This window comes from Cellulophaga omnivescoria (assembly GCF_001999725.1).
GTDB lineage: Bacteria > Bacteroidota > Bacteroidia > Flavobacteriales > Flavobacteriaceae > Cellulophaga > Cellulophaga omnivescoria.
Map to the genome: position 1 here is coordinate 20,197 of NZ_MDDP01000019.1, position 15,379 is coordinate 35,575.

The 15,379-nt window shown below is 33.2% G+C and carries 12 protein-coding genes; 9 read left to right on the top strand and 3 right to left on the bottom strand.

Features of this window, described 5'->3' with window-relative positions; translation table 11 throughout:
* Positions 1–80 precede the first annotated feature (80 nt).
* Positions 81–563: a CIA30 family protein gene (locus BFJ87_RS10345; protein ID WP_077403818.1), complete on the top strand. Its 483-nt coding sequence runs from the start codon at positions 81–83 to the stop codon at positions 561–563.
* Between the two features lie 5 nt (positions 564–568).
* Here the strand turns inward: BFJ87_RS10345 and BFJ87_RS10350 are convergent, their stop codons facing one another.
* Together BFJ87_RS10350 and BFJ87_RS10355 are read right to left on the bottom strand one after the other, a co-directional pair.
* A complete protein-coding gene (locus tag BFJ87_RS10350) occupies positions 569–1,021 on the bottom strand; it encodes a hypothetical protein (protein WP_077403821.1) in 453 nt (150 codons plus the stop codon).
* Positions 1,021–1,575, bottom strand: a complete 555-nt coding sequence (locus tag BFJ87_RS10355; protein ID WP_077403824.1) for a hypothetical protein — start codon at positions 1,573–1,575, stop codon at positions 1,021–1,023. The genes BFJ87_RS10350 and BFJ87_RS10355 overlap by 1 nt, the downstream gene beginning before the upstream one ends.
* A gap of 131 nt (positions 1,576–1,706) precedes the next feature.
* Between BFJ87_RS10355 and BFJ87_RS10360 the strand changes: the two genes are divergently transcribed.
* Positions 1,707–2,360, top strand: coding sequence for a DinB family protein (locus tag BFJ87_RS10360; protein WP_077403827.1), 654 nt, complete (start codon positions 1,707–1,709; stop codon positions 2,358–2,360).
* 68 nt (positions 2,361–2,428) lie between these two features.
* Here the strand turns inward: BFJ87_RS10360 and BFJ87_RS10365 are convergent, their stop codons facing one another.
* The gene (locus BFJ87_RS10365; RefSeq protein ID WP_077403830.1) at positions 2,429–5,020 is read right to left on the bottom strand and encodes a T9SS type A sorting domain-containing protein; all 2,592 of its coding nucleotides are present in this window, start codon (positions 5,018–5,020) and stop codon (positions 2,429–2,431) included.
* A 418-nt stretch (positions 5,021–5,438) separates the two neighbouring features.
* Here BFJ87_RS10365 and BFJ87_RS10370 point away from each other — a divergent pair, with 418 nt between their 5' ends.
* From BFJ87_RS10370 to BFJ87_RS10400, 7 genes are all read left to right on the top strand, one after another.
* The gene (locus BFJ87_RS10370; protein WP_077403833.1) at positions 5,439–7,208 is read left to right on the top strand and encodes an AMP-dependent synthetase/ligase; all 1,770 of its coding nucleotides are present in this window, start codon (positions 5,439–5,441) and stop codon (positions 7,206–7,208) included.
* A gap of 167 nt (positions 7,209–7,375) precedes the next feature.
* A complete protein-coding gene (locus BFJ87_RS10375; RefSeq protein WP_077403836.1) occupies positions 7,376–7,810 on the top strand; it encodes a MarR family winged helix-turn-helix transcriptional regulator in 435 nt (144 codons plus the stop codon).
* 28 nt (positions 7,811–7,838) lie between these two features.
* Positions 7,839–10,244 (top strand): 3-hydroxyacyl-CoA dehydrogenase/enoyl-CoA hydratase family protein, encoded by a 2,406-nt coding sequence (locus BFJ87_RS10380; protein ID WP_077403863.1) that lies wholly within the window; start codon positions 7,839–7,841, stop codon positions 10,242–10,244.
* Between the two features lie 73 nt (positions 10,245–10,317).
* A complete protein-coding gene (locus tag BFJ87_RS10385) occupies positions 10,318–11,508 on the top strand; it encodes an acetyl-CoA C-acyltransferase (RefSeq protein ID WP_013622104.1) in 1,191 nt (396 codons plus the stop codon).
* A gap of 37 nt (positions 11,509–11,545) precedes the next feature.
* Complete coding sequence (locus BFJ87_RS10390) at positions 11,546–11,908, top strand: four helix bundle protein (RefSeq protein WP_077403866.1); 363 nt, start codon at positions 11,546–11,548, stop codon at positions 11,906–11,908.
* Between the two features lie 47 nt (positions 11,909–11,955).
* Complete coding sequence (locus tag BFJ87_RS10395) at positions 11,956–13,764, top strand: acyl-CoA dehydrogenase family protein (RefSeq protein WP_077403870.1); 1,809 nt, start codon at positions 11,956–11,958, stop codon at positions 13,762–13,764.
* Positions 13,765–13,942: 178 nt separating this feature from the next.
* The gene (locus BFJ87_RS10400; RefSeq protein ID WP_077403873.1) at positions 13,943–15,358 is read left to right on the top strand and encodes a pyridoxal phosphate-dependent decarboxylase family protein; all 1,416 of its coding nucleotides are present in this window, start codon (positions 13,943–13,945) and stop codon (positions 15,356–15,358) included.
* Positions 15,359–15,379: the final 21 nt, after the last annotated feature.

Sequence of the window (15,379 nt, forward strand, 5' to 3'; positions counted from 1 at the left end):
TCCCGTTTCAATTAAGAAACGGGATTTTTTACATCCAATAAAAACAACTTATCTTCACACTGCAAAACTCATTCATCCATATGAAAAACAATATCAACTTTATACATACAACAGACTCAAAAGAATGGCATACCATTACAGATGCTGTTATGGGTGGAGTATCAAAAAGTAATTTTAAAATTGCAACTGATAATTTAGGCGTTTTTAGTGGTTACGTATCGCTAGAAAATAATGGTGGCTTTGCAATGGTTAAACACTGCACATCATTGCACTGTAAAAACTATAGTACTATTTGCATAACACTTAAGGGAGACGGTAAAGTATATCAAATTAGAATAAAAGAAAACACAGCAACTAAACATTGGTTTATTGCTCCTTTTACAACAAATGGAGATTGGCAAACCATAGAAATTAAACTAAATAATATGTATGCAATGTTTAGAGGAAATAAGGTTGATATTCCTAACTTTAACGCAGAAAACATTAATGAAATAGCCTTTTTAATTGGCAATAAAACAGTAGAAGATTTTAAATTAGAACTTAAAAGTATTGCTTTAAAATAACAATCTTACTTTTTTAAGCTTCGTTTATTTATTAGTCTTTTTAGCTGTAAAAAACCGTTTGTTACATTCCCTTTATTTACAACAATGGGTATTGCTAAAGTAACCAAAAGAGCTATACAAGCGGCAGAGCCTAATCCGCCACCAAAACCTGCAAAAAAACTACTTGTATTTAAATAAAGTATTGTAAATATTGCACCAGACACACCTATTACCCAATAGCTTTTTACAAGCTTAGAGGATACCATACCTATAAAAGAAGCTCCAAAACATACTAAGGCTAAATTCTGGGATAAATAGCTTGACAGTACACTAGGAAACACCAACACAAATAAACCTGAAAAAACACCAACCAGTGCAGATGCTCTAACAGCACTTTGTTTGTATTTAAACTGAAGTAAATAAGTTACAATTGCAGATAAACTACCTGCAAATATTAGTATAAAGTGTTCTATTTTCATTACGATAGTAAAAAAGTTATAAAAAAAGCCAATACTACACCACCAAAAGCCAATGTGCCAAGCTTACCTCCTACTCCGTGAAAACTATCTTTAGAGCCTACTAAAAGCAAACCTGTAAATAAACTTGCTAATGCTATAAAAACATAATCTGGCGCTACACTAGCATTTGTCATACCTACAAACGCTCCGCAATAAACAGCGGTTGGTATGGTATTTATTAAAGAATTACTTTTAAATACGTTAGGAACAAAACTAATTACCAGACCCACTGTTGATGCCGCCAAAACTGTAGAAAAACCTAAAGATGTATGCAATATATAAGTTATTATTGCTCCAAAAAAAACAAAGGCTACAGTTAAAAAATGCTCAAAAGTGTGACTTTTTGCACTTACTGGAGTCTTTTTATAAGTTATTAGCAATAATACCAATGCTAAAATTAAAAAGCCAAAAACTAAATAATTGTTTTGCTTTTCAAAAAGAATTGCAGCCAAGAAACCTAAATGACAAATGATAATTAAACTAAAAGTAAGCTGTTTTACACGCTTCTTAATCATACTATTAATTTTCAAATTGCAAAAATAAATAATATAACAAGTACATAACCATTTAATACAGATAAAAAAGGATGACATTTATGTTGAAATGAATTTTGTAACTTACCTCATAAATCATCAATCTAAAAACAATGAAAAAAAAAGAACAAAACAGCAGTAGAAGATCTTTTATTAAAAATGCGTCTTTACTAACAATGGGAACAAGTAGCTTATTAGCTTTTCCGCTAGGAAAACCAACTACTACTATTTACACTCAAGATACAGATATAAATATTATTGGTCCTAAAGAAGGGTATAGTCCACAAATTGGAACTTTAGTTTCTATGATGACTTGGATGCGTATGGTAATATTAGCACCTGTAAGTAATATGAGTGTTTCAGATTTAGACTACTTAGTAGATGAAAATGCAAATTCTATTGGCGCAATGCTTATGCACTTAGCTGCAACAGAACGTTTTTATCAAATACACACCTTTAATAATAAAAACTGGGGAGACTGGCCCAAAGAAGATAAAAAAAGATGGAGTATTGCTTCTGGTTTAGGAGACAAAGCACGTAAACAAATAAATGGTAATGAGTTAAGTTATTATTTAGACGCATTAGATGAAGTAAGACAAAATACGTTAAAAGAGTTTGCGAACAGAGATGATAAGTGGTTGTTAAAAGTTGATGAAAATTTTCCTTGGGGCCCAACAAACAACTACTGCAAATGGTTTCACGTTTGTGAACACGAGTCTAACCATAATGGGCAATTTAAATTTATAAAAAGTAGAATACCGTCATAAAAACAAAAAAGCAGGATTAAAAATCCTGCTTTTTTTTGCAATGGTTTGTGTTTGTGTAATGGTAGTGTTTATTTTTTAATTAATTTTCCGCTCCAAATGGCATTGTTAGAACTAATTAGTTTGTATAAGTATATACCAGATGCTAAGCTTGGCACAGTTACATCTATACTATTTTGGCCTTGGTTTGCTTCGCCTACAATAGTGTAAGCAGGCATTAATGTACCAGTAATAGTGTACAGTTCTAGTGTATAAGTACTAGCCATTTCTTCATAAAAATACAAGGTTGTGGTACTTTCTACTGGGTTAGGTAGTAAAATAGACTTTGTTCTGTTTTTCTCTAAATACGCATTTCTTTGCTCTGTGTTATTAAAATCTATATCAGATAACTGCAGTTCTTTTTCTTGCAAACTACCATCGCTGGACTTTAAGTTAAATAATAACACTTTAAGTGAACTAAAATCTGTGTTTCCTCCAAACTCATTTTTAAAATCGGCGTCCTCTAGCACATAGCGTTGTTCTTCATTTGTTAAGTCCACAGTTGCAATATATGGCTCACCAGAACCTTTTAATAATTTTACCTCTAATGTTCCTGTACCAGAAGCTGTAAACGATAATTGTTTGTACTCTGATAAATCTACAGCTAAAAACCTTGGATTAAACGCTCTATAAGTACCAATATACTCTTGTGTTTTCCCCTTTAAATGTACATTACGTTCTATTCTGTAGCCATCACCTAAGTATGGCGCACTGTTTTGTTCTACATTATACATTGTAACTTCTGTAGTAGCCGTAGAACTATCTACGCCCCAAGGTGCATCTGCAACAAATAAATCATCCGGCGTATCACCTTTTTCATTTTTTAACCTAAAACCTAAATCAAATAAAGCTCCAGTTTCTACAGTTACAGTATCTATATACCTATCTAAAGAAGCCTGTAATGTAACCATATCCGTTTCACTAGTTTCTGTACGTTTTAAACCACCCTCCAAAGTCATTTGTTTAGATACGTTTGTGTTTACAACTGTCATTTCTACAGTACCATTCGTATATTTTGCAGACCTCACAAAAACAGGTGGTGGTGTAGAACCTTTATAACCTTCTATTGCTGCATTGGCTTCAAGTAGAGATAAAATTTCCTCTGCCATTACAACCAAATCATCTACAGAATTAGACCATATTTGAAAATTGTAAAACATATTATCTTTTTCATATGCATCAATATTCCAATGAGATTCTATTGTAAAACTGTTATTTGGGTTAACTTTTGCAGAAAAAGATAAAGCAAATTCTTTGCTACCATCTGCCTGTTTAATGATAGATTTTATAAAGTTATTATCTCTAATATTTAAATTAGATACAGAAAGTAATTCTGCTCCTAAAAAACGATCGCATATAAATTTACTGTGCTCATAAACAGTATTATCAGTTTTAATAACCATTAAAGCTCCAATAGTTTGGTCTCCTTTTAAATAATCTACAGAGAAAATATCACTAGCATTAGTTAGTTCTAATAAATCTGCCGGAGAAGACTCTATTGTACTTGTTTCTCCTAAAACATTTAGTGGTACCAAAGAAGATAAAGGAATATTATCACTGGTATATTTTCCGCTTAACTTGTATCCCTTATCCTTAGTAATTTGTTTTGCGGTAGTTTTATCAAAAATATAATTGTTTTTAGCCCTGTTATAATTTCTGTTTGTAATAAGGTTTGCAAGTCTGTCATTACTTTCCAATCCGCCATCATTACCACCAGATGTAGTTGTAATTACCGGGCACAAACTAATACCAGAACATGAAGGGTCATCACAATCTACAAGTCCGTCACCGTCATCATCAATACCATTAATACAATCTTCTTGTGGCACAGGTGCTGTAGGACAACGGGCTCCGTCATTAGAAGAACTTGCAGGACCAAAAGCAAAAATGTTAGAAACCATAACATTTGCAACAATGGTATGTACCGCATTAATTTTATAAACAGAACCAGTTTGGTTTGCCGATATGTAAAGGTTACCATCTACATCAAAATAAACAGCACCATACGTATAATTAAAGCCAGCCAAAACAGGTACTTCTCCTAAGTCTTCTACCACACCAGTTTCTGCAGTAATCCTATACAACCTGTTAGTACCCTTGCTAACTGCATAAAGTTTACCATCTACGGCATTAAATGCCCAATCATGAATACTTATACTGGTATCTAATGTGTAAGAACCTATATACTCTAAATAATTATTAGACTCAGGATTTAAGTCTATTGCATAATAAGTAGAAGAACCAGCTCTAAGATAATAAATACCATCTAAGTTAATATCTCCTACATACTTGTTTCCATTATTTGGTAGTTCTGGAATAGTGTGCACTGTAGGTGTAAAGTCCTTTCCTATTTGCACTATAGATATTTGCGGTGTAGACAAATATCCCCAAATGTAACCATCTGCAGAGTTGTATGCTGCAGCATTAATATTACCTGGTACAACATCGGCTGCAACCAAATATGAGCTTCCAGATGCTAAATCTAAAGCATAAATATCATTTGTTTGAAAAAGGTACGCATTATAGTCGCACTCAAAAGGTTCTGACTGTGCAGTTGCGTTAAAAGCACAGAAAACCACACTCAGTAGTAAAAAGTAGGTTTTTAAAGGTAAAATTTTAGTCATAATTAATGATTTGGGGCGTTAATTAATTACAGCAAAAGTGCTTATTTACTTCTTATTTTAGTAGCAGTACAAGATTAAAGGCTTATTTAGTGCGATAAAATGCAGTTAACTATAGACAAACGGTAAAAAGCTTAAAAAATAGGCACTTAGAAGAAAAATTATAACATTTAATTACATATTTCGCACTTTTTAATTTTGTACTTTAGGTAATGTTTTAGTAAAAATTAGTACAAAGTGACTTTAAAGAAAAACAATTGTTCATATAATTGTAATTTTAACAAAATGTTAACTTGTTATATTTTAGCATTTTACTAATTCAAACTAAGAAAATAATAGAATTTATGGTGTTTTTTTACGAATCTAATTTTAAAATAAGCATTCCTTTTCTTAATTTGCAACTCTGATACAATCAATTCTTATGCAAGAAGTAACTAGATTATTTGATTTTCCTTACTATCAATTAAAAAAATACAACCTACAAAAATCATTAGCAACAAAATATGATGATAAGTGGGAATATATGTCTACCCAAGAGTATGTAGACAAAGCAAATGTAATGAGTAGAGCACTATTAAGGTTAGGTGTTTCTAAAAATGATAAAATTGCTGTAATATCCTCTACCAACAGAATGGAGTGGAATATTATGGATATTGGAATTCTTCAACTTGGCGCACAAAATGTACCAGTTTACCCAACAATTTCTGAAGAAGATTATGCATATGTACTAAACCATTCCGAAGCTAAATATTGCTTTATTTCTTGTACAGATGTTTACGAAAAAATTATAAAAATAAAAGATCAGGTACCATCTTTACTAGAGATTTATTCTTTTGATGAATTAGATGGTTGTAAAAATTGGTCTGAAGTTTTAGACCTTGGTAAAGATGAGTCTAATCAACCAGAAGTAGAAAAATTAAAAGACGACGTTAAGCCAACAGATTTGGCCACCTTAATTTACACTTCTGGAACAACTGGAAGACCAAAAGGGGTTATGCTATCTCACAATAACCTTGTAAGCAACGCACTGGAGAGTTTTAAAAGAATACCTATAGAACTAGGTAAATCTAGAGCTCTTAGTTTTTTACCGCTTTGCCATGTGTATGAGCGTATGCTAATTTACTTATACCAATATTGTGGTGCTGCAATACACTACGCGCCAATAGACCAAATTAGTGAGTATGCACAAGAGGTTCATCCGCAAGTAATGACCGCTGTACCTAGATTATTAGAAAAAGTATACGATAAAATTATTGCTAAAGGAACAGATTTAAAAGGTATAAAAAAGAAACTATTCTTTTGGGCTGTAGAAGTTGGTTTAGAATATAAGCCTTACCAACAAAATGGTTGGTGGTACGAGAAAAAATTAGGTTTAGCTCGTAAATTAATATTTAGCAAATGGAAAGCTGCCCTTGGTGGTGAAGTGGCTGTTATGGCTTCTGGTAGTGCTGCACTACAACCAAGACTTGCACGTGTATTTAATGCTGCCGGATTTGGTGTTATGGAAGGTTATGGACTTACAGAAACATCGCCTGTAATATCTGTAAATGATATGCGTAATGGTGGATTTAGAATTGGTACCGTAGGTAAACCATTAGACCGTACAGAAGTTAAAATAGCAGAAGACGGAGAAATATGCATTAAAGGCCCACAAGTAATGATGGGTTATTATAAGGATGATGCTAAAACTGCAGAAGTAATTATAGATGGTTATTTTCATACCGGAGATATAGGTGAAATTGATTCAGATGGATTCTTAAAAATTACAGATCGAAAAAAAGAAATGTTTAAAACATCTGGTGGTAAGTATGTTGCTCCACAATTATTAGAAAACAGATGTAAGCAGTCTAGGTTTATAGACCAAGTAATGGTTATTGGTGAAGGAGAAAAAATGCCTGCAGCTTTTATTCAGCCAGATTTTGATTTTGTAAAGGAATGGGCTAAACGTTACAACATTACTATTACTAGTAATGAAGATTTAGTAACCAATGAAAAAGTAATAGCTCGTTTTCAAGAAGAAGTTGATGCTGCCAACGAAAACTTCGCTAAATGGGAAAAAATAAAACAGTTTAGACTTACACCAGACGTTTGGAGTATAGAAGGTGGACACGTTACCCCTACCCTAAAATTGCGTAGAAAAATAATTAAAGAGAAATATAAAGCTCTTTACAATGATATTTACGGATATTAAATTTTATTTAGCTGCTAAGACCTAAAACCTTAGCAGCTAAACATCTACAAATTTCTCTACCATACATATACTTAATGTTAAGTATATATTAAGCTCACATTTTTTTATGAATTTATTATGCATGCATAATAAATTTTACTATATTTGGTAACCTATTCAAATTACAAATGAAAGAGATTACCATAGATTATGCTTTAAGAGAAACTTGGCTATCTGTAGCTAAGATGTACAATGAAGAAGCAAAAAACCATAACAACACAATGGCAATGGCTTTTACACTGTTAAGCATAGACCCAAAAACAGGTACCGCATCTACTGCACTTGGTCCTAAAATGGGAATGGAAGCCACAAGCTTGTCTAGGATACTTAAAAGTTTAGAAGCAAAAGAATTTATAGTACGTAAACCAAATCCTAATGATGGCAGAGGTGTTATTATACACTTAACAGAACTTGGTTTAGAAAAAAGAACACTTTCTAAAGAAACGGTATTTCAATTTAACAGTACTATTAAAGCTAACATATCTCAAGAAAAACTAAATCATTTTTTTGAGGTTACAGAAACAATTAATGCGCTTATAGCAAAAAAAGAAATTTTTAAATAATATAACTAATTAATAGGTCTAAATAGAAATGAACAAACACATTAAAAAAATAGCCATTATTGGCTCTGGTATTATGGGTAGTGGCATTGCCTGTCACTTTGCAAATATTGGTGTAGAAGTGCTATTGTTAGACATTGTTCCAAGAGAACTAAACGACAAAGAAAAAGCAAAAGGCTTAACACTAGAAGACAAGGTGGTAAGGAACAGATTGGTAAACGATGCTTTAACTGCATCTTTAAAATCTAAACCTTCTCCTATTTACAGTCAAAAATTTGCAAGCAGAATTACAACTGGTAATTTAGAAGATGATATTGCCAAGGTTGCAGACGTAGACTGGATTATGGAAGTTGTTGTTGAAAGATTAGACATTAAGCAACAAGTTTTTGAGAAACTTGAAAAATATAGAACACCAGGAACCTTAATTACATCTAACACATCTGGTATTCCTATTAAATTTATGAGTGAAGGACGCTCTGAAGATTTCCAGAAAAACTTCTGCGGTACTCACTTTTTTAACCCTGCACGTTACTTAAACTTATTTGAAATTATTCCTGGACCAAAAACTGATGCTGCGGTATTAGAATTTTTAAATGGTTATGGAGAAAAATTTTTAGGAAAAACATCTGTAGTTGCTAAAGACACACCTGCTTTTATAGGTAACCGTATTGGTATTTTTAGCATACAAAGTTTATTTCACGCAGTTAAGGATTTAGATTTAACTATTGAAGAAGTAGATAAATTATCTGGTCCAGTTATTGGTCGTCCAAAATCTGCAACTTTTAGAACTGTAGATGTTGTTGGTTTAGATACTTTAGTACATGTTGCAAACGGTATTAGAGAAAACTGCCCTAATGATGAGCGTTTAGAACTTTTTAAATTGCCAGACTTCATTAATACAATGATGGAGAATAAATGGTTAGGGAGTAAAACCGGACAAGGATTTTATAAAAAAACTGTTTCTGCAGAGGGTAAAAAAGAAATTTTATCTCTAGACTTAAATACATTAGAATACAGATCTGCCCAAAAAGCAAAGTTTGCAACTTTAGAACTTACTAAAACAGTAGATAAAGTTGTAGACAGATTTAAAATACTAGTAAAAGGAAAAGATAAAGCTGGTGAATTTTACAGAAAAAGTTTCACTGCTTTGTTTGCATACGTATCTAATCGTATTCCAGAAATTACAGATGAATTGTATAAGATTGATGATGCAATGAAAGCTGGTTTTGGATGGGAACACGGTCCTTTTCAAATATGGGATGCAATTGGTGTAGAAAAAGGAATTGAATTAATGAAAGCTGAAGGTTTAGAGCCAGCTGCTTGGGTTAATGAAATGATTGCCTCTGGTAGCAAATCATTCTACTCTGTAAAAGATGGTGCTTCATATTTTTATGACATTCCATCTAAAACCCAAACTAAAATTCCTGGTCAAGATGCGTTTATCATTCTAGACAACATCAGAAAAACATCTGAAGTATTTAAAAACTCTGGAGTAGTTGTAGAGGATTTAGGAGACGGTATACTTAATGTGGAGTTCCAGTCTAAAATGAACACCATTGGTGGTGATGTTTTAGCAGGTTTAAACAAAGCTATTGACATTGCTGAAAAAGATTTTGCTGGTTTAGTAGTTGGTAACCAAGCTGCAAACTTCTCTGTAGGTGCTAACATAGGTATGATATTTATGATGGCTGCAGAACAGGAGTATGATGAGCTTAATATGGCTATTAAATATTTCCAAGATACTATGATGCGTATGCGTTATTCTGCAATACCAACTATTTCTGCTCCTCACGGAATGGCTTTAGGCGGTGGTTGTGAGTTATCATTACATGCAGATAAAGTAGTTGCTGCCGCAGAAACTTATATGGGACTTGTAGAGTTTGGTGTAGGTGTTATACCAGGTGGTGGTGGTTCTAAAGAAATGGCTTTAAGAGCATCTGACTTGTTTAGTAAAGGTGATGTGCAGTTAAATGTATTGCAAGAGCATTTCTTAACTATTGGTATGGCAAAAGTATCTACTTCTGCTTATGAAGCATTTGACACTAACCTATTGCAGAAAGGAAAAGATATAGTTGTAGTAAACAAAGCACGCCAAATAGCAGTTGCTAAACAACATGCTAAATTAATGGCAGATATGGGCTACACACAACCTGTAAAACGTAAAGATGTAAAAGTACTTGGTAAACAAGCCTTAGGTATGTTCCTTGTTGGTACAGACTCTATGGAAGATAGTAATTACATTAGTGAACATGATCATAAAATTGCAAATAAACTAGCATATGTAATGGCCGGTGGAGACTTATCTGAACCTACATTAGTAAGTGAACAGTATTTGTTAGATTTAGAACGTGAAGCTTTCTTAAGTTTATGTACAGAACGTAAAACATTAGAAAGAATACAGCACATGTTAACTAAAGGTAAACCACTTAGAAACTAGAAACAAGAAATTAGACTTGGAGAATCAAGATAAAATTTTTGAGGCTTTATTCTATTAATCTTAAAGAAAAAAAATGAAAACAGCATATATAGTAAAAGCATACAGAACCGCAGTTGGTAAAGCTCCAAAAGGCGTGTTTCGTTTTAAAAGAACAGATGAATTAGCTGCAGAAACCATTAAACATATGATGAGTGAGCTGCCTAGTTTAGACCCTAAGCGTATTGATGATGTAATTGTTGGTAACGCAATGCCAGAAGGTTCTCAAGGATTAAATATGGCACGTTTAATCTCTTTAATGGGGTTAGATATTGTAGATGTTCCTGGAGTTACAGTAAACCGTTTTTGCTCTTCTGGTATAGAAACAATTGGTATGGCAACTGCAAAAATACAAGCCGGTATGGCAGACTGTATTATTGCGGGTGGTGCAGAAAGTATGAGTAGTGTTCCAATGACAGGTTTTAAACCAGAATTAAATTATGACATTGTTAAAGCTGGTCATGAAGATTATTACTGGGGAATGGGTAACACTGCAGAAGCTGTTGCAAAGCAGTTTAAAGTTTCTCGTGAAGACCAAGATGAATTTGCTTACAACTCTCATATGAAAGCGTTAAAAGCACAAGCAGAAGATCGTTTTCAGGATCAAATAGTACCAATAGATGTAGAACAAACTTATGTTGATGCTAATGGTAAAAAAGCAACAAAAAAATATACTGTAACTAAAGATGAAGGTCCGCGTAAAGGGACCAGCAAAGAAGCTTTAGCTAAATTACGTGCAGTATTTGCTGCTGGAGGTAGTGTTACAGCGGGTAACTCATCTCAAATGAGTGACGGTGCTGCATTTGTAATGGTAATGAGTGAGGATATGGTTAAAGAATTAAATCTAGAGCCTATTGCACGCTTGGTAAACTATGCAGCTGCAGGTGTAGAACCTCGTATTATGGGTATTGGTCCAGTTAAGGCTATTCCAAAAGCTTTAAAGCAAGCAGGTTTAAAACAAGAAGATTTAGGTTTAATAGAACTAAATGAGGCATTTGCATCTCAATCTTTAGCTGTAATTAGAGAATTAGACCTTAACCCAGATATTATTAACGTAAACGGTGGTGCAATTGCACTAGGTCATCCGCTTGGTTGTACAGGAGCAAAACTTTCTGTTCAACTTTTTGATGAAATGCGTAAACGTGATATGAAAGGTAAATATGGAGCTGTTACAATGTGCGTAGGTACAGGACAAGGAGCTTGCGGAATATTTGAGTTTTTAAACTAAAAAGAGTAAAAGAGAAAAGAATATAGAGTAAAGACAAATGTGTGCCAAACAAAGACATAATTATAGAAATTTAAAAATTTGGAAGCTCGGTTTAGAGATTACAAATGATATTTCTGATATATTATTAAACTTTCCAAAGCACGAGAGATTTGATATAAGTTCACAATTAAGTAGATGCTCAGTGTCAATTCCAAGTAATATTGCTGAGGGTTCTTCTAGAACAGATAAATCTTTTAGTCATTTTCTAGATATTGCTTTAGGTTCTTCTTTTGAATTAGGAACTCAGTTACTAGTAGCAAAACATAGACAATATATAAACAACGAAATATTAAAAACAATTGAAGATAAAATAGAAGAATTCCAAAGAATGACGATGGGATTCCAAAACGGGCTAAACTGAGTCTATATTCTATTTTCTTTCTTCTATAATCTAATATAAAAAAACAAATGGCAGATACAGAAAAAGATATCCTACGTGGAGGTCAATTCTTAGTAAAAGAAACAAATTGCGAAGACGTTTTTACTCCTGAAGATTTTTCAGAAGAACAAACAATGATGAAAGAAGCGGTAGCTGAATTCAACGAACGTGAAATTATAGCGCACAAAGCTAGATTTGAAGCTAAAGATTATGCATTAACAGAAGAAGTTATGCGTAAAGCTGGTGAATTAGGATTTTTAGGTGTTGCTGTACCAGAAGCGTACAGCGGCTTGGGTATGGGATTTGTATCTACGGTATTAACATGTGATTATATCTCTAGTGGTACAGGATCTTTTAGTACTGCATTTGGTGCACATACTGGTATTGGTACAATGCCAATTACATTATATGGTACAGAAGAACAAAAACAAAAATATGTTCCTAAATTAGCCACTGGTGAGTGGTTTGGAGCGTACTGTTTAACAGAACCTGGCGCTGGTTCTGATGCAAACTCAGGTAAAACAACTGCTGTTTTATCTGAAGATGGAAAGTCATATAAAATTAACGGTCAAAAAATGTGGATTTCAAATGCAGGTTTCTGTAGTTTGATGATAGTTTTTGCTCGTATTGAAGACGATAAAAACATCACAGGATTTATTGTAGAGTATGATCCAGAAAACGCTAACGGTATTACATTAGGCGAAGAAGAACATAAGTTAGGTATTAGAGCGTCTTCTACAAGACAAGTTTTCTTTAATGATACTGTTGTTCCTGTAGAAAATATGCTTGCCGGACGTGGCGAAGGTTTTAAAATTGCTATGAACGCCCTAAACGTTGGACGTATAAAATTAGCTGCTGCTTGTTTAGATTCTCAGCGTAGAATTGTAACTACAGGTGTACAATATGCTAATGAACGTAAGCAATTTAAAACTCCTATTTCAGATTTTGGAGCTATTAAAGTTAAAATTGCTGAAATGGCAACTAATGCTTATGCCGGTGAGTCTGCAACATACAGAGCTTCTAAAAACATAGAAGATCGTATTGCTATGCGTGAGGCTGCTGGTAATACACACCAAGAAGCAGAACTTAAAGGTGTAGAAGAGTACGCTATAGAATGCTCTATCTTAAAAGTAGCAGTATCTGAAGACGTACAAAATTGTGCAGATGAAGGTATTCAAATATTTGGTGGTATGGGATTCTCTGAAGAAACACCAATGGAAGCTGCTTGGAGAGATGCACGTATAGCACGTATCTACGAAGGAACAAATGAAATTAACCGTATGCTATCTGTAGGTATGTTGGTTAAAAAAGCTATGAAAGGCCATGTAGATTTATTAGGTCCTGCTAGTGAAGTTCAAAAAGAACTAATGGGTATTCCTTCTTTTGAAACTCCAGATTATTCTGAGTTGTTCTCTGAAGAAAAAGAAATGATTAAGAAGTTAAAGAAGACATTCTTGATGGTTGCCGGTGGAGCAGTGCAAAAGTACGGACCACAATTAGAAGATCACCAACAATTACTTATAGCTGCTGCAGATATTTTAATTGAAATTTATATGGCAGAATCTACTATATTAAGAACAGAGAAAAATGCAAAGCGTTTTGGTGAAGATTCACAAAAAACACAAATAGCAATGTCTAAGTTATACTTATATAATGCTGTAGATATTATTGAGAAAAAAGGAAAAGAAAGTATTATTTCTTTTGCTGAAGGCGATGAGCAACGTATGATGTTAATGGGACTTAAACGTTTTACAAAATACCAAAACTACCCAGATATAGTAGATTTACGTAACGAAATTGCTGAAAAAGTAAAGGCAGAAAACAAATATTGTTTTTAACATATAAAAACGTATATTTACCATTGTTATAACCTACAATATTGGAGTTTATAACCAAAGATTGACTAATTCAAATTGAAGCTTTTAAGGCAGAGATTTAACAAAACCATCAGTTTTACTGATGGTTTTTTATTTTTAAAAGAACTAATTTTACATCACATATTTTAACTGCAGAATATTGAAAAAATTAGTTGAAGCATATAGTCCAGAAGACTTTAGAAAAAGAGGTCACGATCTAATTGATGAATTAGCAAATCATTTTGAAAACACTTTACAAAACAAAAATAACAAGACCATACATTGGAATCAACCAAAGGATGAACATATATTTTGGAAAGAGTTTTTAAATAATGGTGATAAGAAAAACCTTTTTAATACTATTATTGCTCATTCCATACACGTTCACAATCCTAAATATATTGGTCACCAGGTAACACCTACCTTACCAATAACAGCATTAAGCGCACTTGTAAGTGCATCATTAAACAATGGTATGGCTGTTTATGAAATGGGTGTAGCAGCATCTGCAATAGAGCGTATTGTTACAGACTATTTGTGCACTAAAGTAGGCTTTACAACTGCATCTAATGGTATATTAACTTCTGGTGGTACACTAGCTAATTTAACCGCATTACTTACTGCACGCAAAGCAAAAGTTGCTACAAATGTGTGGGCAAAGGGTAACACCAACTCATTAGGAATTATGGTGAGTGAAGAAGCGCATTATTGCGTAGATAGGGCAGCTAGAATTATGGGCTTAGGCGATGCCGGTATAATTAAAATACCTTCTACCCCTAATTTTAATATGAATATTGAATTGCTTGAAGAGTATTATAAAAAAGCAAAAGATAAAGGAATAGAAATATTTGCCATTGTAGGTAGTGCGCCCTCTACATCTACAGGAATTTTTGATGATTTAGAAGCTATTGCAACATTTAGTAAACAAAAAAATATATGGTTTCATGTTGATGGTGCCCACGGTGGTGCTGCTATATTTTCTAAAACCTACAAACATACTGTAAAAGGTATAGAAAAAGCAGATTCCATTGTTATAGACGGACACAAAATGATGATGATGCCGGCTTTAACTACTGCCCTACTCTTTAAAGATGGCAATACATCTCACGCTACTTTTAGCCAAAAAGCAGATTATTTACTAGAAGAATCTAAAGAAGAAGATTGGTACAATATTGCTAAAAGAACGTTTGAATGTACTAAAACAATGGCTAGCATACATTGGTATACTATTTTAAAAACCTATGGAGAAGAAATTTTTGATGAATATGTTACCACACTTTATGACTTAGGACAGCAGTTTGCAGAAATGGTTACCGCTACTCCTAATTTAGAAATTGCCATACAACCCGCGTCAAACATTGTTTGCTTTAGGTATGTAAGTCCAAAATTATCAGAAAAAGAAACAAACACTCTTAACGAAAAAATTCGTCAAACTTTGTTAGAAAAAGAAGAGTTTTATATTGTGCAAACCAAGTTAAAAGGAAAGCATTATTTACGTGTCACAATTATGAATCCTTTTACAACAAAAGCACATTTGCAACAATTATTAGAACGTGTTTTACAACAAGTAAACTAAAAACAAAACCCTTATCTTTTA

Coding starts and splice junctions, on each gene's coding strand:
- BFJ87_RS10345 (WP_077403818.1), top strand. CDS start 81: ATGAAAAACAATATCAACTTTATACATACAACAGACTCAAAAGAATGG.
- BFJ87_RS10390 (WP_077403866.1), top strand. CDS start 11,546: ATGTGTGCCAAACAAAGACATAATTATAGAAATTTAAAAATTTGGAAG.
- BFJ87_RS10395 (WP_077403870.1), top strand. CDS start 11,956: ATGGCAGATACAGAAAAAGATATCCTACGTGGAGGTCAATTCTTAGTA.
- BFJ87_RS10380 (WP_077403863.1), top strand. CDS start 7,839: ATGAACAAACACATTAAAAAAATAGCCATTATTGGCTCTGGTATTATG.
- BFJ87_RS10385 (WP_013622104.1), top strand. CDS start 10,318: ATGAAAACAGCATATATAGTAAAAGCATACAGAACCGCAGTTGGTAAA.
- BFJ87_RS10350 (WP_077403821.1), bottom strand. CDS start 1,021: ATGAAAATAGAACACTTTATACTAATATTTGCAGGTAGTTTATCTGCA.
- BFJ87_RS10370 (WP_077403833.1), top strand. CDS start 5,439: ATGCAAGAAGTAACTAGATTATTTGATTTTCCTTACTATCAATTAAAA.
- BFJ87_RS10360 (WP_077403827.1), top strand. CDS start 1,707: ATGAAAAAAAAAGAACAAAACAGCAGTAGAAGATCTTTTATTAAAAAT.
- BFJ87_RS10375 (WP_077403836.1), top strand. CDS start 7,376: ATGAAAGAGATTACCATAGATTATGCTTTAAGAGAAACTTGGCTATCT.
- BFJ87_RS10365 (WP_077403830.1), bottom strand. CDS start 5,020: ATGACTAAAATTTTACCTTTAAAAACCTACTTTTTACTACTGAGTGTG.
- BFJ87_RS10355 (WP_077403824.1), bottom strand. CDS start 1,575: ATGATTAAGAAGCGTGTAAAACAGCTTACTTTTAGTTTAATTATCATT.